General features: G+C 58.4%; 30 protein-coding genes. 1 reads left to right on the top strand and 29 read right to left on the bottom strand.

Annotation, left to right across the window (positions count from 1 at the left end; genetic code table 11):
- Positions 1 to 139: 139 nt before the first annotated feature.
- The 14 genes from msub_RS22495 to msub_RS19490 all read right to left on the bottom strand — a co-directional run bounded on the left by msub_RS22495 (position 140) and on the right by msub_RS19490 (position 13,152).
- Positions 140 to 610, bottom strand: coding sequence for a type IV pilin protein (locus tag msub_RS22495; protein WP_048497772.1), 471 nt, complete (start codon positions 608 to 610; stop codon positions 140 to 142).
- A 43-nt stretch (positions 611 to 653) separates the two neighbouring features.
- Positions 654 to 1,184, bottom strand: coding sequence for a type II secretion system protein (locus msub_RS22425; protein WP_048497771.1), 531 nt, complete (start codon positions 1,182 to 1,184; stop codon positions 654 to 656).
- A gap of 36 nt (positions 1,185 to 1,220) precedes the next feature.
- Complete coding sequence (locus tag msub_RS19545; protein ID WP_227506865.1) at positions 1,221 to 1,778, bottom strand: type II secretion system protein; 558 nt, start codon at positions 1,776 to 1,778, stop codon at positions 1,221 to 1,223.
- Between the two features lie 36 nt (positions 1,779 to 1,814).
- Positions 1,815 to 3,044 (bottom strand): type II secretion system F family protein, encoded by a 1,230-nt coding sequence (locus tag msub_RS19540; protein WP_048497769.1) that lies wholly within the window; start codon positions 3,042 to 3,044, stop codon positions 1,815 to 1,817.
- Entirely contained in the window at positions 3,044 to 4,813 is a 1,770-nt protein-coding gene (locus msub_RS19535) for a GspE/PulE family protein (protein WP_048497768.1), read from the bottom strand. Before msub_RS19535 ends, msub_RS19540 begins: the two co-directional genes overlap by 1 nt.
- A complete protein-coding gene (locus tag msub_RS19530; protein ID WP_048497767.1) occupies positions 4,813 to 5,832 on the bottom strand; it encodes a tetratricopeptide repeat protein in 1,020 nt (339 codons plus the stop codon). The genes msub_RS19535 and msub_RS19530 overlap by 1 nt, the downstream gene beginning before the upstream one ends.
- Positions 5,829 to 6,668 (bottom strand): ExeA family protein, encoded by an 840-nt coding sequence (locus msub_RS19525; protein WP_048497766.1) that lies wholly within the window; start codon positions 6,666 to 6,668, stop codon positions 5,829 to 5,831. Before msub_RS19525 ends, msub_RS19530 begins: the two co-directional genes overlap by 4 nt.
- A gap of 1 nt (position 6,669) precedes the next feature.
- On the bottom strand, positions 6,670 to 8,385 hold the full coding sequence (gene mshL, locus msub_RS19520) for a pilus (MSHA type) biogenesis protein MshL (RefSeq protein WP_227506864.1): 1,716 nt from the start codon (positions 8,383 to 8,385) through the stop codon (positions 6,670 to 6,672).
- Positions 8,386 to 8,402: 17 nt separating this feature from the next.
- Positions 8,403 to 8,750: a hypothetical protein gene (locus tag msub_RS19515; RefSeq protein ID WP_048497764.1), complete on the bottom strand. Its 348-nt coding sequence runs from the start codon at positions 8,748 to 8,750 to the stop codon at positions 8,403 to 8,405.
- Between the two features lies 1 nt (position 8,751).
- Positions 8,752 to 9,450: a type II secretion system protein GspM gene (gene gspM, locus msub_RS19510; protein WP_048497763.1), complete on the bottom strand. Its 699-nt coding sequence runs from the start codon at positions 9,448 to 9,450 to the stop codon at positions 8,752 to 8,754.
- Positions 9,450 to 10,055 carry a PilN domain-containing protein gene (locus msub_RS19505; protein ID WP_048497762.1) on the bottom strand — a complete coding sequence of 202 codons (606 nt, stop codon included), beginning with the start codon at positions 10,053 to 10,055 and terminating at the stop codon, positions 9,450 to 9,452. Before msub_RS19505 ends, gspM begins: the two co-directional genes overlap by 1 nt.
- Positions 10,052 to 10,984, bottom strand: coding sequence for a type IV pilus biogenesis protein PilM (locus msub_RS19500; RefSeq protein ID WP_048497761.1), 933 nt, complete (start codon positions 10,982 to 10,984; stop codon positions 10,052 to 10,054). The genes msub_RS19505 and msub_RS19500 overlap by 4 nt, the downstream gene beginning before the upstream one ends.
- 205 nt (positions 10,985 to 11,189) lie before the next feature.
- Positions 11,190 to 11,723 (bottom strand): single-stranded DNA-binding protein, encoded by a 534-nt coding sequence (ssb, locus tag msub_RS19495; RefSeq protein WP_048497760.1) that lies wholly within the window; start codon positions 11,721 to 11,723, stop codon positions 11,190 to 11,192.
- Positions 11,724 to 11,781: 58 nt separating this feature from the next.
- Entirely contained in the window at positions 11,782 to 13,152 is a 1,371-nt protein-coding gene (locus tag msub_RS19490; RefSeq protein ID WP_048497759.1) for an MFS transporter, read from the bottom strand.
- A 174-nt stretch (positions 13,153 to 13,326) separates the two neighbouring features.
- On the opposite strand from msub_RS19490, the gene uvrA reads away from it, so the two are divergent.
- Positions 13,327 to 16,152, top strand: coding sequence for an excinuclease ABC subunit UvrA (gene uvrA, locus msub_RS19485; RefSeq protein ID WP_048497758.1), 2,826 nt, complete (start codon positions 13,327 to 13,329; stop codon positions 16,150 to 16,152).
- Between the two features lie 120 nt (positions 16,153 to 16,272).
- Here the strand turns inward: uvrA and rplQ are convergent, their stop codons facing one another.
- The 15 genes from rplQ to rplE form a co-directional block, all read right to left on the bottom strand.
- Positions 16,273 to 16,668 (bottom strand): 50S ribosomal protein L17, encoded by a 396-nt coding sequence (gene rplQ / locus msub_RS19480; protein ID WP_048497757.1) that lies wholly within the window; start codon positions 16,666 to 16,668, stop codon positions 16,273 to 16,275.
- 33 nt (positions 16,669 to 16,701) lie between these two features.
- Complete coding sequence (locus msub_RS19475; RefSeq protein WP_022989799.1) at positions 16,702 to 17,706, bottom strand: DNA-directed RNA polymerase subunit alpha; 1,005 nt, start codon at positions 17,704 to 17,706, stop codon at positions 16,702 to 16,704.
- Positions 17,707 to 17,741: 35 nt separating this feature from the next.
- A complete protein-coding gene (rpsD, locus tag msub_RS19470; protein WP_048497756.1) occupies positions 17,742 to 18,362 on the bottom strand; it encodes a 30S ribosomal protein S4 in 621 nt (206 codons plus the stop codon).
- Positions 18,363 to 18,380: 18 nt separating this feature from the next.
- The gene (gene rpsK, locus msub_RS19465; RefSeq protein WP_007153992.1) at positions 18,381 to 18,770 is read right to left on the bottom strand and encodes a 30S ribosomal protein S11; all 390 of its coding nucleotides are present in this window, start codon (positions 18,768 to 18,770) and stop codon (positions 18,381 to 18,383) included.
- Between the two features lie 13 nt (positions 18,771 to 18,783).
- On the bottom strand, positions 18,784 to 19,140 hold the full coding sequence (rpsM, locus tag msub_RS19460) for a 30S ribosomal protein S13 (RefSeq protein WP_048497755.1): 357 nt from the start codon (positions 19,138 to 19,140) through the stop codon (positions 18,784 to 18,786).
- A 140-nt stretch (positions 19,141 to 19,280) separates the two neighbouring features.
- Positions 19,281 to 19,394, bottom strand: coding sequence for a 50S ribosomal protein L36 (gene rpmJ / locus msub_RS21390; protein WP_008174902.1), 114 nt, complete (start codon positions 19,392 to 19,394; stop codon positions 19,281 to 19,283).
- Between the two features lie 30 nt (positions 19,395 to 19,424).
- A complete protein-coding gene (secY, locus tag msub_RS19455) occupies positions 19,425 to 20,747 on the bottom strand; it encodes a preprotein translocase subunit SecY (protein WP_048497754.1) in 1,323 nt (440 codons plus the stop codon).
- A 17-nt stretch (positions 20,748 to 20,764) separates the two neighbouring features.
- The gene (gene rplO / locus msub_RS19450) at positions 20,765 to 21,199 is read right to left on the bottom strand and encodes a 50S ribosomal protein L15 (RefSeq protein ID WP_048497753.1); all 435 of its coding nucleotides are present in this window, start codon (positions 21,197 to 21,199) and stop codon (positions 20,765 to 20,767) included.
- Position 21,200: 1 nt separating this feature from the next.
- A complete protein-coding gene (gene rpmD, locus msub_RS19445) occupies positions 21,201 to 21,389 on the bottom strand; it encodes a 50S ribosomal protein L30 (RefSeq protein ID WP_012139786.1) in 189 nt (62 codons plus the stop codon).
- Positions 21,390 to 21,393: 4 nt separating this feature from the next.
- On the bottom strand, positions 21,394 to 21,894 hold the full coding sequence (rpsE, locus tag msub_RS19440; protein WP_048497752.1) for a 30S ribosomal protein S5: 501 nt from the start codon (positions 21,892 to 21,894) through the stop codon (positions 21,394 to 21,396).
- Positions 21,895 to 21,906: 12 nt separating this feature from the next.
- Positions 21,907 to 22,254 carry a 50S ribosomal protein L18 gene (gene rplR, locus msub_RS19435; protein WP_048497751.1) on the bottom strand — a complete coding sequence of 116 codons (348 nt, stop codon included), beginning with the start codon at positions 22,252 to 22,254 and terminating at the stop codon, positions 21,907 to 21,909.
- Positions 22,255 to 22,263: 9 nt separating this feature from the next.
- Positions 22,264 to 22,797: a 50S ribosomal protein L6 gene (gene rplF, locus msub_RS19430; RefSeq protein WP_048497750.1), complete on the bottom strand. Its 534-nt coding sequence runs from the start codon at positions 22,795 to 22,797 to the stop codon at positions 22,264 to 22,266.
- Between the two features lie 9 nt (positions 22,798 to 22,806).
- Positions 22,807 to 23,199: a 30S ribosomal protein S8 gene (gene rpsH, locus msub_RS19425; protein WP_048497749.1), complete on the bottom strand. Its 393-nt coding sequence runs from the start codon at positions 23,197 to 23,199 to the stop codon at positions 22,807 to 22,809.
- Between the two features lie 88 nt (positions 23,200 to 23,287).
- Positions 23,288 to 23,593: a 30S ribosomal protein S14 gene (rpsN, locus tag msub_RS19420; RefSeq protein ID WP_048497748.1), complete on the bottom strand. Its 306-nt coding sequence runs from the start codon at positions 23,591 to 23,593 to the stop codon at positions 23,288 to 23,290.
- Between the two features lie 12 nt (positions 23,594 to 23,605).
- A complete protein-coding gene (gene rplE / locus msub_RS19415) occupies positions 23,606 to 24,145 on the bottom strand; it encodes a 50S ribosomal protein L5 (RefSeq protein ID WP_048497747.1) in 540 nt (179 codons plus the stop codon).
- Positions 24,146 to 24,148: the final 3 nt, after the last annotated feature.

Genomic DNA, 24,148 nt, shown 5'->3' with positions numbered 1-24,148 from the left:
CCCGGATTCCCCATACCACCCAATCAAAACGCGTAAATTGTAGGTCGGATTAGGCGAAGCCGTAATCCGACATTGGGTGGCACGGTGATCAGATTTGTCGGATTACGCTGCGCTAATCCGACCTACAGAAATGACAAAATTAAACGCAGTCATCTGTCAGAATGTTGGTTACGCGGCCTGTGGAAGCAGTATAGGTGAATGAACACTCACCAGCTGGACTGTCGCCATCAGCATTGGAAGTCGCATCGAAGCCATTCGGAGTGACGATCGTCCCGGTCAACGTGTAGTCATCTGCAAGCTGAGCTGCGGCCATAATGCCATCAGCGTCGGCCGTAGGATATCCCTCGGTACTGGTGGTAATATCCACTCCCTCGAGGTCCACAGGGCTAGTGCGATCTGTTGCAAGCCAAGCCGAGTGGACGATCGACGAAGCTGACTTTGCTGCGCCTGCAGCGCCCTGGAGAGATGCAGCTCGCGCCTCACCCCCCAAATCCGCAAACCTCGGCAACGCAAACGCCGCCAGAATCCCCAAAATAACAATCACCATGACCAGTTCGATCAGGGTGAAACCTTTTTCTTTCTTTGCTGCAATCATATTCATCGTTTTCATGGTGTTACTCCGCTTTCTCGTCGTTTGGCTGTCTAGGTTGCCTTTACAGGGTTGTGGTAACTTCACCGGTGTCAGCGTCGTATTCGATGGTGCTGCCCTGGCTATCGAGTTGGTAGGTAAATACACAGTCAGCTCCGGCACCGACGCCATCAGCGTCTCCCTGGACCGTTGTGTGGTAATCGGTAGCACCATTCTCACTAATGCTTGGCGCGTTTGCCTGCATCACATTTTCCCAAACCTGAATGCAACGGGTCGCAACCATATTCGGATCATTGGAACCGCCATTGGCCGTTGGCCAGCCTTCTGGACTAACATCCACCAATCCATTCCCAAAATCTTCAACGTCATCCAGATCGGCAGAACGCCCGTTGGACACCCACTGTGTTTTGGCCAAGGCAACCCCCGCTGCAAGTGCACCCGCTGTAGCCCGAACACTAGCCTGATGAGCTTGCTCTGAAAGCTGCGCAAACCTTGGCAGTGCAAACGCCGCCAGAATACCCAGGATGGCAATCACTACCACCAATTCAATCAGGGTAAAGCCTTGCTGTTTCTCTATTCTGTTTTCCTGCTTCATTGGTCAGCCTCTTTCCGGTTTCGTTTGTCCGTCTGGTCAGCGTTGCGCATCCTGCGTTCGCGCTGCTTCTCCTGTCAACGGCACTGGGGCTAGCTTTAGTCCCGTTGGCCGTTCTTCCTGCTCCCGCGTTCCATTCCCATTGCGGTCTGCAAATTCCGTTGTCACTTTCCAGGCCAGAGGCTCACCCGGCGCCACCTGTTGCTTATCCAAGGTTATCGGCTGTCCCGGGTTATAAATTAACCAGCCTTTGGGTCCGGTTGCTGTTTCTTTTTGTTTACTCGTTCGTTCTCCAGCCTGGAAACACCAGTTTCCGGCGCTTGGTTTCTCCCCGGCGCAAAGCCCCTCGTAGTTGTGCCACTGGTGCTCGACCAGGGCGAAAGGGTTAATCCCTTCAAGATCCTCAAAACTTCCCTGCCGGCTGAGCATCACTTCAGCACCCCGGATCACCAGCGCCACTCTTAATTGACTGAGCACCATATGGGCGGATCGTTCTTCCGCACGCTGCACTTCCCGTTCCAGCACATCGAGCAGGAACCACGCCAGAACGCCAATGATGACCACAGCCACCAACAGGCGAAATCGGCGTGCGAACACAAGCCTGCCGGCATCCGATCGTCCCGCCGATGCCACTCAGCCCCGCCCCATCGCGGCGGCCCCCAGGTCCCAGATCGGCAGGAACACGCCCAGAGCCAGGATCAACACGAGTACACCCATGGCCACGATCAATATGGGCTCAATGGATTCCGCCAGCCGCTTCAGGCCGTAATCCACGTCCTCATCGTAAAAATCCGACACGTTGTTGAGCATGTCGTCCACCGACCCGGTTTCCTCACCCACCGCGATCATCTGCAGAATCAGCGGGGTGAACATCTCGCTGTTCCGGGCGGTTCTGAGCAGGCTCTCGCCGCGCTCGATGCCGGCCCGCATGTCCTTGATGTGGATCGCTATCCAGGCGTTGTCGGTGGCATCGGCCACCACCGTGAGCGCTTGGGTGACCGGCATGCCGGCGGAGAGCATGGTAGCAAAGTTCCTCGCAAACCGACTGAGCGTGATCAATTCCAGCAGGGGCCCGATAACCGGCATTTTCAGTTTGTAACGATCCCAGGTGAGCCGGCCCTGCTCAGTCTGCTTCCATTGCCGGAGCAGCAGTCCGCCGGCGGCCGCGGCAAACAACAGCAGGTACCAATAGCCCAGCAGGAAGTTGGAGGTACCTACCAACACCTGGGTCAGGAACGGCAGATCCGCGCCCAGCTTGTCGAAAACGGAAGCAAATTTCGGGATGACCAGGAAGTTCACAACCATCAGGGCGGCCAGCAGGGCAATCATCACAAAGGTGGGGTAACGCATGGCCTGCTTGAGCCGCCGCTTGGTATCCCTCTCCAGTTCCAGAATCTCGGAAAGCCGTTTGAAGGCGTCGTCCAGCATCCCCGTGTTCTCACCCACATGGATCATGGCGATGAACAGTTCCGAGAACACTTTAGGGTGCGCCTGCATGGCCGTGGCCATGGTATTGCCCCCTTCGAGCCGGCTGCTTACATCCTCGAGTACTTCCGCCAGCACGGGTGAGCGGGAGGTTTCCGCCAGGCCCCGCATGGTGCGAATCAGGGGGATACCGGCCTTGGTGAGAGCGTACATCTGGCGACAGAATACGATCAGCTCGTCGAGAGTGACCTTTTTCCGGAAGATCGGCAGCCGGTTAAGCCGATCAACCATCGAGTCGTCTTGTGCCTGTTCACGAATCGTGAGCGGGGTAATGCCCCGGCGCATCAGTTCGGTGGCGGCGGCATCGGCATTCGGGGCCGCCAGGGAGCCCTGCTGGACGCTGCCACGACTATCCTTGCCACGATAACTGAACTGCATTAAAAGCCTCCCTCAATGGCGTCATCCAGCAAGAGAGTCTCATCGTCCGGCGTGAACTCCCCTTCGGAAGTCGCGGCCACGCGGGCCACCTCTTCCAGGGTGGTCACGCCCTGCAGGGCATAGTCCATGGCGCACTGCCCGAGCGGCCGGTAGAGATCACTTTTCCGGGCCGCCCGGGTAAACCCGGAGACATCCTGCCGGCGCAGGGCATCCAGCATGGCCTCGTTCATCTCCAGCATTTCATACACGCCAACCCGGCCCTTGTAGCCGGTATTGCTGCACTGGTAGCAGCCCCGGCCATGCACGAATCCCGCCTCGATATCCAACGGATCCAGGTCAAAGGTGTCCAGCCATATCCGCTCCTGGTCGGTAAGCTGATATGGCTCTGAACAGTTTTCGCACACCCGGCGCACCAGGCGCTGGGCGACCACGCCTAGCAGGGAGCTGGCCACCAAAAACGGTTCCGCGCCCATATCGATCAGCCTCATGGCGCTGCTGATGGAATCGTTGGTGTGCAGGGTGGAGAGTACCAGGTGGCCGGTCATGGCCGCGCGCAGGCCGATTTCCACGGTTTCCCGGTCCCGCATCTCACCCACCAGGATCACATCCGGGTCCTGGCGCAGGGCGGCCCGCAAGACATTGGCAAATTCCAGCCCTATTTTCGGGTTCACCTGAACCTGGGTAATCCGCGGCAGGCGGTATTCCACCGGGTCCTCGGCGGTAATGATCTTTATCTCCGGGCGGTTCAGTTCGGTCAGGGCGCCGTAGAGCGTGGTTGTTTTACCGCTGCCGGTCGGGCCAGTGACCAGGATCATGCCGTGGGGCCTTTTGGTCATGCGCCGGAACCGTTCCAGCAGCTGTGCCGGCATGCCGGTGCCATCCAGGTTCAGCAGGCCCTGGCTCTGATCGAGCAAACGCATCACCACCGACTCACCAAACTGCACGGGCATGGTGGACACCCGCACATCAATGCTCCGGCCCTTGACCCGAACGTTGAAGCGACCGTCCTGGGGCATCCGTTTCTCGGAAATATTCAGCCCGGCCATCAGCTTCAGGCGCAGGACCAGCGCGGCATTGACCCGCTTCTCCTTCATCACCTGTTCCTGAAGCACCCCGTCCACCCGCTGCCGGATGCGGACGACGGTTTCATCCGGCTCGATGTGAATGTCGGAGCTGCGGGCCTGGACGGCATCCTCAAACAGCGTTTGCAGCAGTTTGACTACGGGCGCTTCCGCGCTTTCAGACTCGGCGGAAAGGTCCGCCAGGTCGAAGGCGTCATCACCCAGTTCGTCTTCCAGCTCCTCCGCCAGGGAGGCGATTTCGTCGGTACGCCGGTACACCAGGTCCAGGGTGTTGAGCAGCTCGCTTTCCCGCACCACCGCCTGCTTGATGGGCTGTTTGAGAATCCGCACCAGCTCATCGTAGGCGAAGATATCCAGGGGGTCAGCCATGCCCACCAACAGTTCACCGCCCTGCTCCGCCAGCACAATGCTGCGGAACCGGCGAGCCATGGCTTCCGGCAGTTTTTTCACCAGCTCGTTGTTGAACTGGTAATGGCGCAACTGCACAAACGGCACATCGAGCTGGCGGGACAGGATGTTGAGCAGGCTGTCTTCGTCGACATAACCAAGATCGGTCAGGGTTCTGCCCAGTTTGCGGCCGGTGCTTTTCTGTTCCCGCAGGGCGGTCATCAACTGCTGTTCCGTAATGACATCATTCTGAACCAGCAGGTCGCCTAACCGGACTTTCTTTTTCGGCTCTGTCGTCATCATCCTGCCTGCAGCGTTTTCAGTCGGTCACGAACGTAGTGCGCCAGGGACGGCGACAGGCCGGGTAACTGCGCCGCCTGGCCATAGGCCCGCACGGCGCCGGCAAGCTCGCCGCCGGTTTCCAGCGCAATCCCCAGCCCGACCCACCAGGCGGCACGGCTGTCGTCCTGGGCGATGAGCACAGACCAGTGCCGGGCCGCCTCGGTGCTGCGGCCGGCCTGTTGGAGCAATGTCGCGAGGGTGACCCGGTATTCCATGTTCTGGCCTGCGGGGGGCACCGCCTGCTCCAACGTGGCCACCGCACCGGACAGATCGCCCCCGGCATGAAGCGCCCGGGCTCTGAGCAAACGCACCCCGGCATCGGCCCGGGCCACCGATTCCGGCAACCACACCAGGGCACGGCCCGGCATACCCTGAATCAGCATCTGGCGGGCAAAGACTTCACGGCTGGCGATGGCCGGCTGGATGGTCGCCAGTTCCCGCAGTTTCTGTTCTGCCTCCCGAGTGTCCCCGGATCGCAGCAGGGCGGCCAGCTCCCGGCTCACCCGCAGATCGATGGATTCCGGCGTCTCACGAACCTGTTTAACCGACGCGACCGGCGCCTCCTCCACCTTTACCGGGCGGGTCTTCTCTGGTTGCCCGGAGACGGTCTTTTTATGCGACGCCGGCGCTGGTGATTCCGGCGTTCTGGCGACCTGAGGCTCTGGCTCTGGCTCTGGCTCCGGTTCCGGTTCCGGAGCCGGCTGAACGTCTTTCAAAGCTGCAACTGGCTCGGAAACCCGCTCCGGCTCAGGGGCTGGTGTGGCGGCAGCCACAACAGGGGTGGGCTCGCTGGCATCCTGAACCTGAAACCAGTAAACGGTAGCGGCAAACAACCCGGCCACCAGCAACAACAGCATCGCCCACAGCCAGAACCCGCCCCGGCCTTTGGCCGGCGCCTGCCCGGTATAGGCCCCTGCCACTTCTGGCCGGTTCTGCCGCTGCTCCGCAGCACGCAGGGCATCATTGAGCAGGCTCATAACCACCTCCCGATCAGGCCGGGGGAGCGGACACTCTCGGTGTCACGGATGGCCTGCAGGGCATGGCCCCGCTGAACCATGCGGTCACCCTTGCCCCACGCTGCCAACATGGATTTGTGGGCAAGGATATTGACCAGCCGGGGAATGCCGCCCGAGGCCCGGCTGATCAGGCGGAGGGCGCCGGGGGCAAACAGATCTGCGCCATTGTAACCCGCCTGAGCCAGTCGATGGCGCAGGTACTGGGCCACCGAAGCTTTATCCAGGGGCGCCAGGCGATAGTGAAAGGTGATGCGCTGATTCAGCTGCCGGAGGCTCTGCCTCTGCAGCAACACATCCAGCTCCGGCTGGCCGAATAACACCACCTGCAACAACCGGGCACTTTCCGTTTCCAGATTGGTGAGCAGGCGCAAGGCCTCGATGGTTTCTTCCGGCATCGCCTGGGCCTCGTCGATCACCAGGACCACTGGCCGCTGTTCCATGGCATGGGCGATAAGGCGTTCGTTGATGGCCTTGAGGACCTGATGGGAATTACCGCATCCCGACATATCCACCCCCAGTTCCTCGGCCACCGCTTCGTAAAGGGTGTCGGGAGTAAGGTGAGGATTGGGAATGTAGGCGGTATGGGCCAACTGCTCGAGTTCGTTGAGCAACAGCCGGCACAGAAGGGTTTTTCCGGTGCCCACCTCGCCGGAGATCTTGATAAAGCCTTCCCGCTCTTTCAGGGCCACCAGCAGCAACTCCAGCGCATCACCATGGCTGGGCGCCCGCAGGAAATAGCGGGTATTGGGCGTCAATGCAAACGGTGCTTCCTGCAGTCCGAAATGGGATTCGTACATGCTATCGAACGGCGTTCTCCGGTTCCGGGGTGACGGATTCAGAGGATTGCAACAGCTCTCTGAGCACGCTCATGCGCTCACGGCTCGCAGCAATCTCGGCGTTCATCTGCGGTGCGCCGGCCACCACCGGGCGCAGCAGGATGACAAGCTCACTCTTGCGGGACTGGAAGCGCTTTTGCTTGAACAGTTCGCCCACCAGCGGGATTTCACTGAAGAAAGGCACCGCCGAGACGTCGTCCTCACTGCGGTTCTGGATCAGCCCGCCAATCACCACAATCTGGCCACTTTCGGCACGGATCACGCTGTCGGTCTCACGCACGGTGCTGCTGGCCAGGGGCAGGGTCACATCCTGGTCGCCGATGGTGATCAGTTTCTCCTGGTCATTCACCTCACTGACCGAGGGGTGCACGTGCAGGGTGATGATGCCGTCTTCCGAGATCTGCGGTGTCACATCCAGGGAGATCCCGGAGAAAAACGGCGTCAGCTCAACGGATGTCGAGGTCTGATCGGTGGCGGTGACGGCAGAGTTGTTCTCATTGAAATCGATATCCGTCACGAAAAACTCGTCGGTACCCACCTTGATGACGGCTTTCTGGTTGTTCACGGTGGAGATACGGGGGCTGGAGAGGATCTGCACATTGCCCTGTTTGCCCAGCAACTGGATCAGGCCGGTAAAGTCACCCATCCGGACACTGGCCGAGAACAGCCCGCCGATGTCCGAGGTCTGTATTACCTGGCCAGCCAGCGACTGAGCCGTGAAGTCCTCCGGCAAACCATCGGAAGCGGTAATGCCGGAAGCACTCTGAATATCCGCCCAGTTGATGCCCTGCTGGTAGCCTTCGTTCAGGGCAATCTCGAGAATCTTGGCTTCCAGGATCACCTGGCGCTGCATGATCAGCTCGGTACGGCGCAGATACTCTTCCACCAGCTCCAGGTTTTTGGTGCCGGCGCGGACCATAACAAGGCCCGCCTCGGGGTTCACCACAACCTGCGAGCCCTCGCCCCTGACAATCATATTGAGAGCATCACTGATACCCTGCCAGAAATCGGAAGCTGTTTCCGTGGAAATGGTGGTACCGACCACGTTGCGGATTTCGCCGGAACCGCCACCATCGGCAATACCGTAATTCCCCGAGCCACCGGAATTGCTACTGCCGGCGCTGGTGACCTGGCCCGAACTGACCCGCGTCTCCGAGCCGCCCCTGCGTTTGAAATGCAGGTAGTCAATGGGGAACAGGCGTGTCTCGATCTGATTTGCATCCACCCGGAAGAGCCGGCCGGTGCGGGTGATATCCAGGCCATACAGGTCTGCGGCGATGTCCATGACTTCTGGCACGGTTACATCAGCCAGCCGAAGTTCAATACGGGCGGTGACACCCGGGTGAACCACCACATTGTAGCGTGTGCCGGCTACCAGAGCCTGGAAAAAACTGTCTGCGGGAACGCCCTCTGCGTTGACGTCAAAGCGCTGCTCGAGATCCGCTTGCTCCGACAAGGGGGGCAGCAACGCCTCACTTACCGCTGCCGGCACCGGAACGGCTGCCGGGCGGTCGGCGGTTTCGGCCGGCGAATTTTTCTGTGCGTCTGCCAGAACCTCGTCGATCGCCTGGGCCGCGTCGGTTGACGTGGCCGTTGCCGAGCGCATCAGCGGGTTATTGCTACAGGCTGCCAGCAGCAAGCTGAAAGCAAGCAGACCTGTTGTTGTAATTCTTTTCATGAGAATCCGATTATCTGTCATTGAGTTCCCCGAACCTGCGGAAGCTTCTCCAGGTACAACACCCGTTCACGGCCGTTATCCGTTACCAGAACCCGATTCTGGTAAATCCGGATAACCCGCATGCTGTCAATACCTTGGCCTTCCCTGAGGGCCTCACCTTCGATAATGGCGATACGTCTGTCCCTGCTGTAAAGAATCGAGTCCAGTGACACCGGCCTTGCCGGCGCAGGCGCACCTGCCCGGGATTCGAGGCCCGGTGGCCGGGTCGGGTCCTGCAGGGCAGTAGCCGCCCCGGAAACCAGCATCAGGGCACCCGCGGCCAGGCAGGCCCATGGGCGGAGCAGGACATTTACCCGTTTGGTCATCTCACACCCCCAGCCAGGCCTGATCCAGGCTCAGCGTTCGGACCCGAATAACGGCCTCACCGGACGGCCAGTCGCCGGCACGGTATTCCAGCATCATCCAGCCAAGGCGCTGGTCCAGCGCCTCCAGCTTCTCAAGGTAGTTCAGAACCTCGAGATAGCCGCCGGCGATGCGCATTTCCACATCATGGGCGTAAAGCAGGGGCTCTGGCGCTTCCTGCGGCTCCTGTTTCCCTTGCGGCAACGCTGAACCGGTCTCCGGGGCGAATACCGGCGTCGGCGTTTTCAGCTCCATACCCTGCAGCACCAGTGAGTCCTGGGCTGCCAGCATGTTTCGCAACAGCGCCACCATTGCTCTCGGCGCAACCAGTTTTCCGGTGGTCTCGGCTATCTGCTGGTTCAGTCTGTCCAGCCGCTGCTGCCGGGCGTTCAGTTGCTCCCGCAATACCCGGGAGGGATCTGTCGTCAATTGCTCATTGAGCGCCTGTTGCTGCGCCATGAGATTATCCCGACTGACAACCAGGGTTTGCATCCGGCTTTCCAGGCTCTGCTGTTCCTGTTGCAAAGGCGCAACCACCAAATCCCACCCCACGAAGATAGAAAGCACCAGGGCGGTCAGCAGAATCAGCCCACGCTCCCGAATCGGGCGCTGGTTGTACCAGTCGGCTGCACGTGCAAAAGAATTTCCCGGAGATCCCGCCATCACCTGCTCTCCTCCGCCTGCCTGGTGGACACGCGAAAATCAATCCAGCGGCCTACTTCGGGGCGGGACAGGCGGAAAGCGTCAAAGGTTTTTCCGGCAAAGGCAGCCTCCTCACCAAGATTCTCCAGGTACAGAGGGACCAGTGCCGCCAAGCGGGTGCGCCCCTCGATGGTCAGGTGAGCAGGTTCTGATTCCAGGGTCACTCCAGTCAACCAGACATTGTCAGGAATCTGCCGGGCAAGTGCTGCCATCTGGGGCGAGAAACTTTGGCCGCCGGACAGCACAAGGCTTTCCACCTTCTCAAGCAGGCGCTGACGGCGGACCAGGGTCTCGGTAACGCGGGCCAGAGCCTCTTCCACCGAGGAATCCGGTTGCCGGGCACGAACGGCTTCCGAGAGCTCAGCCACACTCTGTTCGAGGCGGGTGTTTTGCTGATCGAGCTTTGCGACCTGAGTTGCCACGCCGGCATTCTGGTAGCCAAACATACCCGCTACGGCGGCCACAATGGCGATACCAATGCCCAGAATGACCAGCGAAGTTCCGGCCTGAAGCCGTTCCCGGTTCGGCCTCAATTCCTGGGTGTAGAGATTGACCTGCTGAATCATGATGGCCTGGCCTCCGGCAGGGGCAGGCCAGCACTCCAGGCCGCAAGGCAACGACTGTCCAGATCCGATTCCAGGCCAACCTTGCGCCAGTCCAGCGTCTCGACCCCGGCAGCCACGTAGGAGGAAAGCATTGAGGCCAGCGGCAACATACTGTCGCGGGCAACCAGGCGGATCGTTGCCGGCGGCACCTGGCCGAGCTGGCTTTCGTAATAATCCAGCGACCGCTGCATTTCCAGCGCCAGAGACTGAACCGCGGATTCCTGCCGGCCAGCGTCCCGAAGATCCGCAGACGTCACATCGAGACGCCGTGACAGGTACAGAGTGTCGTCCTTGCAGATCACCATCTGGCCGTAGTTGTCTTTCAGGTGAACCAGAGCCGCGCCCCGTTTATGCTCGTCCAGCCGGCACACCAGGTTGCGCAACGCCAGCTCGGCGATATCGACTCGGTCCAGCTCCAGGCCGGCTTTCCGGACCAGCGCCACAAGTTCGGAAACCAGTGATTTTCTGGCAGCGACCACATTGACCAGTTCACCCCGGCCACGGGAAGCATCCCGTGGAAACGGAAACACATCGGAAACCGAATCCGAGGGGCTGAAATCGAGAAAATCCTTGAGCTTCCATTTCAGGGCGTCGCCCAATTCGGATTCTTCGACACCTTCCGGGCGCTCCATCTGAAACACCTGGTACTGCTCCAGCGGCAGAATCAGAGTCGTGGGCGAACCCATCCAGCCACGGTCCGCCACCAGCTCATCCAGAACAACCTGGCGCTTTGCCGGCAGGCAATCGAAAAATCCGAACCGCCCCGAATCGGGCCCGCCCGAAGCAGCCCAGGCAATGCCATCAGGGCGTATTTCCAGGCAGACACGGCAACGCTCCCGTGAACCCCTGAACATGCCGGTTAGCTTGTTGAGCAGAGAACTTCGTGTCATGAGACCCGTTGAACTGGAAGTGGAGGCACTCGCTCGCCTCAGGTCATTATGGTGCTGCCTGAAAAACAGGCGCTTTTTAGAATCGCTAACATGATAGATGAGAAAGTGAACGTAACTCCAAGGTTTTTGATTGATTTTACGCTGTTTTTGCAAGTCGGTAACAAAAAGCCCCCGCGGGGCGGAGGCCTCTTTTCACTTCAGATACTCAGAACGGGATGTCATCATCAAAATCATCAACCGGCTCGGGCATACCGCCGCCCTGGGAAGGCTGGTTGCTGTAACCGCCGGACGGTTGCTGGGGTGGCGGATTGTTTTGCTGCCCGCCCTGCTGGTTGTAATCCGATTGCTGTGGCCGGCCTGCGGGCGCGCCCTGGTTCATGCTGCCTTCACCGCCCCGGCTGTCCAGCATCTGCATCTGGCCGTTGATATCCACCACAACCTCGGTGGTATAGACGTCCTGGCCTTCCTTGTTCTGCCATTTGCGGGTCTGCAGCTTGCCCTCAATGTAGACTTTTGACCCCTTGCGCAGGTACTGGCCGGCAACTTCGGCAATCTTGCCGAACATTACCACCCGGTGCCATTCGGTTTTCGGCACCAGTTGACCGGTCTGACGATCCTTGTAGCTTTCGTCTGTTGCAAGATTCAGGTTCACCACCGCATTGCCGTTCGGGGTGTAGCGGGTATCCGGGTCCTGTCCCAGATTGCCGATGAGAATTACCTTGTTTACGCCTCGTGCCATGTTCTGCTCCTGACTCTGTTTTCAGGGACAACCCGCGTTCCATGCGAGCTTCCGGATTTCAAGAATTGCTAGCCTGCCGGACAAACGAAAAGTCCGCAAGTAACGCTTCATCAAATTGCTGCCGATCCACCTTAAGATAGGCGGTAGCCGCGTCTTCAACAATGACGACGTCCTGCACACCCGGCAGGCGTCGGAGGTGGCCATCGATATCGTCGTACTGGCCATTTATTACTTCCTTCAACTGTACCACGAAACTGGTGGTATAGCCGGGGGCCGGCATGGTCAGCGCAACCAGCAGCCACAGGGCGAGCACCCCGGTCATAAACCAGAGCACACCGTCGGTACCGAGACGCTGCAGCAGCATCCCGCCCAGCGCCCCACCCAGAAACGCCCCGAGGAACTGGGAAGTGGAATAGACCCCCATTGCCGTACCCTTGCTGGCCGCCGGCGCCTCCTTGCTGATCAGCGATGGCAAACTGGCCTCCAGCAGGTTGAACGCCATGAAGAAGAAAAACAGCACGATCCAGGCGGCCACCAGGCTGCCGGGTACGCCGGTAAACCCGGCGACGGCGAGAGTCAGCAGCGTGATCGCTCCGCACAGAACCGGCTTCATCTTGCGCTTTTTCTCGCCGATGATGATGAACGGCACCATGGCAAAGAAAGACGTCACCACCACGCTCAGGTAAAACCACCAGTGGGAGCGGGCGGGAAGCCCGAATTTTTCCTGCAGCATGGAGGGAAAAACCAGAAAAAGGGATGTCAATGCCAGGTGCAGTGCAAAGATGCCGAAATCGAGCCTCAGCAACCGGCCGTCCGAGATCACTCGCCCGAGCATTTCTTTCGCAGGGTGGGTATCGGCGCTGGTCTTGTGTTGATGGGGCGTGGGCACAATCCGATTGACAACAACCAGCGCCAGAACCGCCAGGCCCGCAGTGACATAGAAAATCCCCGAGAGCCCCCACGCGGCGCCAAGCAGGGGCCCGAAAACCAGCGAGATCGAGAACGACAAACCAATTGTGATGCCCACCGTGGCCATGGCCTTGGTCCGCTCTTGTTCCCGGGTCAGGTCGCTCAGCAAGGCCATAAGCACACTGGCAATGGCACCCGCCCCCTGAAGAATCCGACCGGCGATCACAACGTATATGGAGTCTGCGGCACCGGCAAGAAGGCTACCGCCGGCAAACAGCGCGAGCCCGATGTAGAGCATGGGCTTTCGCCCGAACCGGTCTGAGAGCATGCCATAGGGAATCTGCAGCAGGGCCTGACTGAGGCCATAAGCTCCAATGGCAAACCCGAGCAGGGCAGGCGTTGCACCGTCAAGCTCTTTGCCAAGCAGCATGAACACCGGCATCACCATGAACAGCCCGAGCATACGCATCGCGTAGACAGAAGCCAGGGCTGATACCGAGCGTTTTTCCAGCGCATTCATGGCGATTACGTACCTCAGCCGGGGTTGAAAGCGGTCAGATTGAGGGCACATATCCCTCTCAGGCGGCGCATTGTACCAGAAGGGGTCACCGAGTCCGAAGCCTTGGGACTGCTTCCATTTCGCCGCAGCGATCCCAACGCGGTATAATTTTCGTTTTTACCCGAGCGAGGTGTTATGGACCATATCCAGATCAAAGGGGCAAGAACCCACAATCTGAAGAACATTGACCTGGATATGCCGAGGGACAAGCTGATTGTGATCACCGGCCTCTCCGGTTCCGGCAAATCCTCCCTGGCGTTTGACACACTCTACGCCGAGGGTCAGCGACGATACGTGGAATCCCTCTCCACCTATGCCCGGCAGTTCCTGTCGATGATGGAAAAACCGGACGTGGACCATATCGAGGGCCTGTCGCCAGCGATTTCCATCGAGCAGAAGTCCACCTCCCACAACCCCCGCTCCACCGTCGGCACCATCACCGAGATCTACGATTACCTCCGCCTGCTGTTCGCCCGGGCCGGGGAACCAAGGTGCCCCGACCACGGGCAGCCCTTGGAGGCGCAAACCGTCAGCCAGATGGTTGACCAGGTGGTGGCGATGCCGGAAGACAGCAAACTGATGATCCTGGCGCCGGTTATCCGTGACCGGAAGGGCGAGCACCTTCAGGTGATCGAAACCATGCGCAGCCAGGGATTTATTCGCATGCGGGTTGACGGCACGGTGTACGACATCGACGACGTGCCGGAGCTCGACAAGAAGCGCAAGCACCAGATTGATGTGGTGGTTGACCGGTTCAAGGTCAAGCCCGGCCTTGAACAGCGGCTTGCCGAGAGCTTTGAAACGGCCCTGGGGCTTTCCGACGGTATTGCCCTGGTCGCACCGATGACCGGTGAAGGTGAAGAGCACACCTTCTCGTCCCGCTATGCCTGCACTCAGTGTGGCTACGCACTGAGCGAACTGGAGCCCCGCCTGTTCTCATTCAACAACCCCGCCGGCGCCTGCCCGACCTGTGACGGCCTGGGGGTTAAACAGTTCTTCGATCCGGAAAAGATTGTCCAGCACCCGGAAGCCACCCTCGCCTCAGGAGCCATCAAGGGCTGGGACCGGCGGGCGGTGTATTATTTCCAGATGCTGGGCAGCGTAGCCGAGCATTACGGCATCGACCTTGAAACGCCCTGGGCGGATTTGCCGGAAGATTTCCGCAACGTGCTGCTGTTCGGCTCGGGAAGCGAAGACATTCCCTTCCGGTATGTGAACTCCCGCGGCCACATCATGGAAAAAGCCCATCCTTTTGAGGGCATTCTGCCCAACCTGGAGCGGCGCTACCGGGAAACCGATTCCCAGAGCATGCGGGAAGAGCTGGCGCGCAACCTGAGCACCCAGCCCTGCAAGGTCTGCCAGGGTTCGCGCCTGCGCCGCAGTGCCCGCCATGTGTTTATCGAAGAGCACAACATCTCGGACGTAACCCACTTGCCAGTGGGTGAGGCCCACGACTATTTCGAAACCCTGGCACTGCCCGGGCGCAAGGGCGAAATTGCCGAGAAGATCCTGAAAGAGGTACGCCAGCGCCTGCAGTTCCTGGTAAACGTCGGGCTGGAATACCTCACCCTTGAACGCAGCGCGGATACCCTGTCCGGTGGCGAGGCGCAGCGAATCCGCCTGGCAAGCCAGATCGGCGCGGGGCTGGTTGGCGTCATGTATATTCTGGACGAGCCGTCCATAGGCCTTCACCAGCGGGACAACGACCGACTGCTGGCCACCCTCACCCACCTACGGGATCTGGGCAATACGGTCATCGTTGTCGAACACGATGAAGACGCCATCCGGGCTGCCGATCACGTCATCGATATCGGCCCGGGCGCTGGTATCCATGGTGGCCGGGTGATCGGCCAGGGCACGCCCCAGCAGATCATCGACAACCCGGACTCGCTCACCGGGCAATACCTCAGCGGTACCCGCGAAATTGCCATTCCAAAGGAGCGCAACAGGGGCAACGGCAAAACCCTGGCCCTGTCCGGCGCAACGGGAAACAACCTGCGGGATGTCACCCTCAACCTGCCACTCGGGGTAATGACCTGCATCACCGGTGTCTCCGGCTCGGGCAAGTCCACCCTGATCAACAGCACGCTTTATCCGGTGGCCGCCGCCAAGCTGAACAAGGCGACCAGCCTGAATCATGCCCCCTACCAGACGCTCAAGGGCCTGGATCATCTGGACAAGGTAATCGATATCGACCAAAGCCCGATTGGCCGGACGCCCCGCTCCAATCCGGCTACCTATACCGGCCTGTTCACCCCTATCCGTGAACTGTTCGCCGGCACCCAGGAGGCTCGCTCACGGGGTTACAAACCGGGCCGCTTCTCCTTCAATGTCAAGGGGGGGCGCTGCGAGGCCTGCCAGGGCGACGGCATGATCAAGGTGGAGATGCACTTCCTGCCCGACGTGTACGTACCCTGCGATGTCTGCAAGGGCAAACGCTATAACCGTGAAACTCTGGAGGTTCGGTACAAGGGCAAAAACATCAACGAAGTACTCCAAATGACCGTTGAAGAGGGCCGGGAGTTTTTCGACGCCGTGCCCTTCCTCGCGCGCAAACTCCAGACCCTGATGGATGTTGGCTTGTCCTATATCCGTCTCGGCCAGAGCGCAGTCACCCTTTCCGGGGGCGAGGCTCAGCGAGTCAAGCTCGCCAAGGAGCTTTCCAAGCGGGATACCGGCAAAACCCTGTACATCCTGGATGAGCCCACCACCGGCCTGCACTTCTATGACATCCAGCAACTGCTCAACGTGCTGGAACGCCTGCGCGACCATGGCAACACCATTGTAGTGATCGAACACAACCTGGACGTCATCAAGACTGCGGACTGGATTATCGACCTGGGCCCGGAAGGGGGATCCGGCGGCGGCCAGATTATCGCCGAAGGGACACCGGAGGAGGTGGCAGGCAATCCGGCTTCGCATACCGGCCGGTACCTGAAGCCGATGCTGGCCAAAGCCTGACGTGAATATGGGGTCAGATGAACGCCCTCATCTGACCCCGTCTTCAATGATCCAATCTTACGGACACAAAAAAACCGGGTGCTTTTCAACACCCGGTTTTTCTGAACGGCTCCGAAGATGTTACTCCTCGTCGTCCACTTCTTCCGCTTCGATATCCAGCGGGCGACCAACCAGCTCAACAAATGCCATAGGGGCATTGTCGCCGGCACGGAAGCCGCACTTCAAGATACGAAGGTATCCACCCGGACGCTCGTTGTAACGGGGGCCAAGCTCATCAAAAAGCTTGGCAACCGCTGCATCGTCACGCAGGCGCGCAAACGCCAGACGACGATTCGCGACCGAATCATTCTTGGAAAGCGTGATCAAAGGCTCAGCTACCCGGCGAAGCTCTTTGGCTTTCGGCAGCGTTGTTTTGATCAGCTCGTGTTCAACCAGTGACGCAGTCATGTTACGGAACATGGCCTTGCGATGCGCACTGGTCCTACTGAACTTACGACCACTCTTACGATGACGCATTGCTCTGATTCCTTACCTTAAACTAATCGGCGATTAACCGCCCAGAACCCGGTCGTCGCCGCGAAGGCTTGCCGGTGGCCAGTTATCAAGACGCATACCCAGAGACAGACCACGGGACGCCAGAACGTCCTTGATCTCGGTCAGCGACTTTTTACCAAGGTTAGGCGTCTTCAACAGCTCAACTTCTGTGCGCTGGATAAGATCGCCGATGTAGTAAATGTTCTCAGCCTTCAAGCAGTTAGCTGAACGCACTGTCAATTCCAGGTCATCAACCGGGCGCAGCAGAATCGGATCGATTTCTTCCTCTTCCTCAACGCGCTCAGGCTCTTTTTCATGATCGAAATCGACGAACACCGCCAGTTGTTGCTGGAGGATGGTAGCCGCCCGGCGAATGGCTTCTTCCGGGTCGATGGTGCCATTGGTCTCCAGATCAATCACCAGCTTGTCCAGATCGGTCCGCTGCTCTACCCGCGCACTTTCCACGGCGTAAGCCACACGACGAACCGGGCTGAAGGTTGCATCCAGCTGCAGGCGTCCGATGGCGCGAGTTTCGTCCTCGTCCAGACCACGCTGGTCCGCCGGCTCATAGCCACGACCGCGGGCAACACGGAGGCGCATGTTCACTTCACCATTCTCGCTAAGGTGACAGATCACGTGCTCCGGATTGGCAATCTCAACGTCATGATCCAGCTTGATATCACCGGCTGTCACAACGCCCGGGCCTTTCTTGCTGAGCGTAAGCTCGGCGTCGTCCCGACCGTGCATTTTTACAGCGACGCCCTTGAGATTCAGCAGAATCTCAATCACGTCTTCCTGGACACCCTCAATGGCGCTGTACTCGTGCAGGACACCGTCAATCTGCGCTTCAGTCACGGCGCAGCCCGGCATCGAAGACAAGAGAATCCGGCGCAGTGCACTGCCCAGCGTATGGCCAAAGCCCCTTTCCAGAGGCTCAAGCGTAACCTTGGCACGTGTGGCGCTTGATTCCTTCACGTCAATGGTACGAGGTGTCAATAACTCATGTACTGAACGCTGCATAGACGCCCCTATCTGCTATCGTTGCTAACTGGGCTTTACTTGGAGTAAAGCTCGACGATGAGGTTCTCGTTGATGTCGGCCGGCAATTCAGTACGCTCGGGCACTGAACTGTAAACGCCGGACATCTTGTTGGCGTCGACCTCTACCCAGCTCACCGGTGCACGGCTTGAAGACAGATCCAGTGCGCCTTTTACACGCAGCTGGTTCTTTGCCTTCTCGCGAACACTCACAACATCACCCGGCTTGACCTGGTAGGACGGGATGTTCACTACCTTGTCGTTCACCAGGATCGCCTTGTGAGAAACGAGCTGACGGGACTCAGCACGGGTAGAACCAAAACCCATGCGATATACAACGTTATCCAGACGGCCTTCCAGAAGTTGCAGCAGGTTTTCACCAGTCGCACCTTTACCTCGTGCGGCCTCCTTGTAGTAGTTACGGAACTGCTTCTCCAGCACGCCGTAGATACGACGGACCTTCTGCTTTTCACGAAGCTGTACGCCGTACTCGGACAGACGACCGCGACGCGCGCCGTGCATACCCGGCGGAGTCTCGATGTTGCACTTGGAATCGAGCGCGCGAACACCGCTCTTCAGAAAAAGATCTGTCCCTTCACGACGAGACAGCTTGCACTTCGGGCCTATATAACGAGCCATATTTCACTGTCTCCTGTGTTAGACGCGGCGCTTTTTGGGCGGACGACAGCCGTTATGTGGAATCGGCGTCACATCTGTGATGTTGGTGATCTTGTAGCCACACGCATTCAGCGCGCGAACTGCAGACTCACGTCCGGGCCCAGGACCCTTAACCTCTACGTCCAGGTTTTTAAGGCCGTATTCAGCAGCCGCATTACCGGCTCTTTCAGCTGCTACCTGCGCAGCAAAAGGTGTACTCTTGCGTGACCCACGGAAACCGGAACCACCAGAGGTAGCCCAGGACAGGACGTTGCCCTGACGGTCAGAAATGGTCACGATAGTGTTGTTGAAGGACGCGTGAATGTGCGCGACGCCATCAACAACCGTCTTTTTCACCTTTTTACGGGTACGTGTACCTGGCTTTGCCATGTTTGCCTACCTGTTACTTACGAATAGGTTTGCGTGGACCTTTACGGGTGCGTGCGTTGGTCTTGGTGCGCTGGCCACGGACGGGAAGCCCATGACGGTGACGCAGACCACGGTGACATCCGAGATCCTTCAAACGCTTGATGTTCATCTGTACTTCACGACGCAGATCGCCTTCGACAGACACCTTGCCCACTTCAGTACGAAGTGCTTCAAGCTGTTCGTCGCTCAGGTCCTTGACCTTGACGTCCGGCTTGACACCGGTTGCGTCGCAAAGCTTCTGGGCTGTTGTCTTGCCAACACCAAAGATGTAGGTCAGCGAGATAACAGCATGTTTGTGATCGGGTATATTGACACCGGCTATACGTGCCATCCAAATTACTCCGCGTTCAAAGCTTTGCTGTGTGAATTTTCCGCCACAAAAAGGGCGCGAAATAATAGCGCCTGACCCCGCATGGAGTCAAGCGCCATTATTCCGAAACCCGGCAATGTCAGAAACCGCTCCTTTCGGAATCAGCCCTGGCGTTGCTTGTGACGAGGCTCCGAGCAAATGACTCGTACTGAGCCATTGCGACGAATTACTTTGCAGTTACGGCAAATTTTCTTTACCGAAGCGCGTACTTTCATTGTCGACTCCAGTTTTCAAGGGGAACGGGATTAGCCGTTCCGACCATAGCCCTTGAGATTGGACTTCTTCATCAGCGATTCATACTGATGCGACATCAGGTGCGACTGAACCTGCGCCATGAAATCCATCACCACGACTACAACAATCAGCAGTGATGTGCCGCCCAGATAGAACGGAACGTTCCCGGCCACCATCAGGAACTGAGGGAACAGGGATACTGCTGTAATGTACATTGCACCGAACAGTGTCAGGCGGGTCAGAACACCGTCAATATACTTGGCGGTCTGATCACCCGGACGGATGCCCGGAATAAACGCGCCAGAGCGCTTGAGGTTATCCGCAACTTCTTTCGGGTTGTACATCAGCGCTGTGTAGAAGAAGCAGAAGAATACCACTGCTGCTGCAAACAGAATAATGTACAACGGCTGGCTGGGTGCAAGCGCCTGGGACACATCGCTCAACCATTCCATGCCTTCACCCTGACCAAACCACTGCCCGATTGACGCCGGAAACAGCAGAATGGAAGACGCAAAGATGGGCGGAATCACACCGGCCATATTTACTTTGAGGGGCAAGTGGCTGGATTGCTGGGCAAACACCCGGCGACCCTGCTGCCGCTTGGCATAGTTGATGGTCAGCCTGCGCTGCCCACGCTCCATAAAGACCACGAAGCCGATTACAGCCACTGCCAGAACGCCAATACCCAGCACGACCAGCAGGCTCATCTCACCGTTACGGGCCTGTTCGAGCGTCTGGCCGATGGCGCCTGGCAAGCCGGCCACGATACCTGCGAAAATCAGCAGTGAAATACCGTTGCCAACGCCACGCTCGGTGATCTGCTCACCCAGCCACATCATGAACACCGCACCACTCACGAAAGACACAACCGCCACGAAGTGGAAGCTGAAGCTGTCGTTGAAGGTAACACCCTGCGATGCCAGACCGACAGAAATACCAGCACCCTGAACCAGGGCGAGGATAACCGTACCATACCGCGTGTACTGGCTGATCTTCCGACGACCAGCCTCGCCTTCTTTTTTCAGCTGCTCAAGCTGCGGACTGACCGCAGTCATGAGCTGCATGATAATGGAAGCCGAGATGTACGGCATGATACCGAGAGCGAAGATACTCATGCGCTCAAGCGCACCACCGGAAAACATGTTGAACATGCTCAGGATTGTGCCCTGATTCTGCTCAAACAATGCCGCCAGACGGTCCGGGTTGATACCCGGCACCGGAATGTGGGCACCGATCCGGTACACCAGCAATGCCAGGAAGACGAACCAGAGCCGCGATCGCAGCTCTGCCAGTCCTTTACCCGCGCCCGCAGGCAATGATGCGTTCTTGGCCATTTAGTCCTCGACTCGCCTTAGTCTTCGACTTTCCCACCCGCGGCGGCAATTGCCTCGCGCGCGCCTTTGGTTACCCGAAGGCCCTTCACGGTTACCGCACGGCTCAGTTCGCCGGACAGGATCACCTTGGCTTCGCGAATTTCTTCACGAACGATATCAGCCTTCTTGAGGGCTTCCAGATCAACCACGTCACCTTCGACCTTCGCCAGTTCGTTCAGGCGAATTTCGGCAACATAGCGCTGCTGGCGAGAGGTGAAACCAAACTTCGGCAGACGACGGGCCAACGGCTGCTGACCGCCCTCGAAACCGGGGGCTACGCTGCCGCCGGAACGGGCCTTCAGACCCTTGTGACCGCGACCACCGGTTTTACCGAGACCACTACCGATACCACGACCAACGCGCCTGGCGGCCGGACGTGAACCGGGTTCTGGACTAAGTTCGTTCAGACGCATCTTAGTTCTCCTCAACCCGAACCAGGTAATCAACCCGGTTGATCATGCCACGGATGGACGGAGTATCTTCCACTTCCACGGTATGACCGATTTTACGAAGACCCAGGCCCTTGACGCACAGTTTGTGCTTGGGCTGGCAGCCGATGGGGCTGCGGGTCAGAGTTACTTTGATCGTTTTTGCGTTCGCCATGACTTCAACCCAGAATCTCTTCCACGGTCTTACCGCGCTTGGCTGCAATATCTTCAGGCGCCTGTGTCGCCTGGAGACCCTTGATGGTGGAACGTACCACGTTCACCGGGTTGGTAGACCCGTAACACTTGGACAGTACGTTCTGAACACCCGCTACTTCCAGTACCGCACGCATCGCACCACCGGCGATGATACCTGTACCTTCAGAGGCCGGCTGCATGTAGACCTTGGAGCCACCATGCTGAGCCTTGACCGGGTATTGCAGAGTAGTACCGTCCAGCGGAACGTCTACCATGTTCTTGCGTGCAGCTTCCATGGCCTTCTGGATGGCGACCGGCACTTCACGCGCCTTGCCACGACCGAAACCAACGCGACCTTTACCATCACCCACTACAGTCAGTGCGGTGAAGGCGAAAATACGGCCACCCTTAACTACCTTGGCGACGCGATTGACCTGAACCAGCTTCTCCTGGAGCTCAGGCGCCTTCTGTTCGTTAACGCTCATCTTCTCCACCTCTTAGAATTGCAAGCCAGCTTCACGAGCTGCGTCGGCCAAGGCCTGGACACGACCGTGATAACGGTAACCGGAACGGTCAAAAGCAACCTGCTCCACACCTGCTGCCTTGGCGCGCTCAGCAATCAGCTGACCGACCTTCTTGGCAGCGTCCACGTTACCGGTTGCACCCTGGCGCAGTTCCTTATCCAACGTGGAGGCAGTGGCAATCACCTTACTGCCATCTGCAGTCGTGACCTGGGCGTACATGTGACGCGGTGTGCGATGAACGCACAGGCGATTGGTACCCAGCTCACGGATCTTCATGCGCACTTTGCGTGCGCGACGCAATCTTTCGTTATTCGCGCTCATAGTCCCGCCTTATTTCTTCTTGGCTTCTTTGCGTCTGACCTGCTCATCCGCATAACGAACACCCTTGCCCTTATAAGGCTCGGGCGGACGGAACGCGCGGACTTCCGCAGCGACCTGGCCAACCTGTTGCTTGTCGATACCGCGAATCACAACTTCCGTATTGGACGGAGTTTCTGCGGTAATCCCCTCGGGCAGCTCATACTCGACCGGGTGTGAAAAACCCAGTGTCAGATTGAGCTTCTTACCTTGCGCCTGGGCACGGTAACCTACGCCCGTCAACTGGAGCTTTCGCTCAAAGCCTGTGGAGACACCGGTCACCATGTTGTTGACCAGTGCACGAGTAGTACCAGCAAGAGCGCGGGACTGTTTAGCACCATCGCGAGCCGCAAAGCGCAGAACGTTTTCTTCCTGCTTTACTTCAACCGCCTGGTGAATGGTGAATTGAAGCGCTCCCTTGGAGCCCTTCACATTAATTTCCTGTCCGTTCAGCTTAACCTCAACACCGGAAGGCAGCACGACAGGATTATTGGCAACCCTGGACATGTGGTTCTCCTAGAATACGGTGCAGATGACTTCGCCACCCACGCCAGCAGCACGTGCGGCGCGGTCTGTCATAACGCCCTTGGACGTTGAGACAATCGCGACTCCCAAACCACCGGATACCTTCGGCAGTTCCCCGGCGCCCTTGTACTGGCGCAGACTCGGACGGCTGACCCGCTTGATCTCTTCAATAACCGGCTTGCCACCGAAGTACTTCAGAGTGATCGTCAACTCAGGCTTTGCGTCAGCTGAAACGGAAAAATCTTCAACGTAACCTTCGTCCTTAAGGACCTGGGCCACGGAGATCTTCATCTTTGAGGACGGCATCGCAACGTCTGCTTTTGATGCCATCTGTGCATTGCGGATACGGGTAAACATATCCGCAAGCGTGTCTTGCATACTCATTGGTATGAGGCTCCTGATCTTTTTAGTTGTGCAGCGGCGTGCCGCACCGCTTACCAACAGGCACCTGACCGGAGTCAGGGTGCCTATCTTACCAGCTTGCCTTGGTCAGGCCCGGAACATCACCGCGCATGCCGTATTCACGGAGTTTGATCCGTGAAAGTTCGAACTTGCGCAGGACGCCATGGGGACGACCAGTCACCTGGCAACGATTACGAAGACGCGAGGGAGACGCATCACGAGGAAGCTGTTGAAGCTTCATCTGTGCGTTCCAACGGTCATCATCGCTGGTATTCGGGTTCTTGATAATCGCCTTGAGCTCAGCACGCTTCGCCGCAAATTTCGCAACGGTCTGCTCGCGCTTGAGCTCGCGGTTCTTCATGGAAACCTTAGCCATTACACTCGTTCCTTATTTCTTGAACGGAAAGCCAAAGGCTTTCAACAGTTCGCGACCTTCATCGTCGGTACCGGCAGTGGTGGTAATGGTGATGTCCAGACCACGGATCTTGTCGACTCTGTCGTACTCGATCTCGGGAAAAATGATCTGCTCACGCACACCCATGCTGTAGTTACCACGACCGTCGAACGACTTGGGATTCAGACCGCGGAAGTCACGAATGCGGGGAACCGCAATGTGAACCAGGCGATCAAAGAAATCCCACATACGCTCGCCACGCAGGGTAACTTTACAACCGATAGGCCAACCTTCACGGATCTTGAAACCCGCAACGGACTTACGTGCCTTGGTAACAACCACTTTCTGACCTGCCAGGCGCTCGAGATCCGCCACGGCATTTTCAATCAGCTTCTTGTCACCAACCGCTTCGCCGACACCCATGTTAAGGGTGATCTTTTCGATACGCGGCACCTGCATAATGTTCTTGTAGCCGAACTCTTTCTGCAGGGCGGGTACCACTTCCTGACTGTACTGCTCTTTACTGTTAAGCATCGT

The sequence above is a fragment of the Marinobacter subterrani genome (assembly GCF_001045555.1).
Classification (GTDB): Bacteria; Pseudomonadota; Gammaproteobacteria; order Pseudomonadales; family Oleiphilaceae; genus Marinobacter; species Marinobacter subterrani.
The sequence above is the reverse complement of the archived record's forward strand: the minus strand, read 5'-3'. Positions and strand labels throughout refer to the sequence as shown.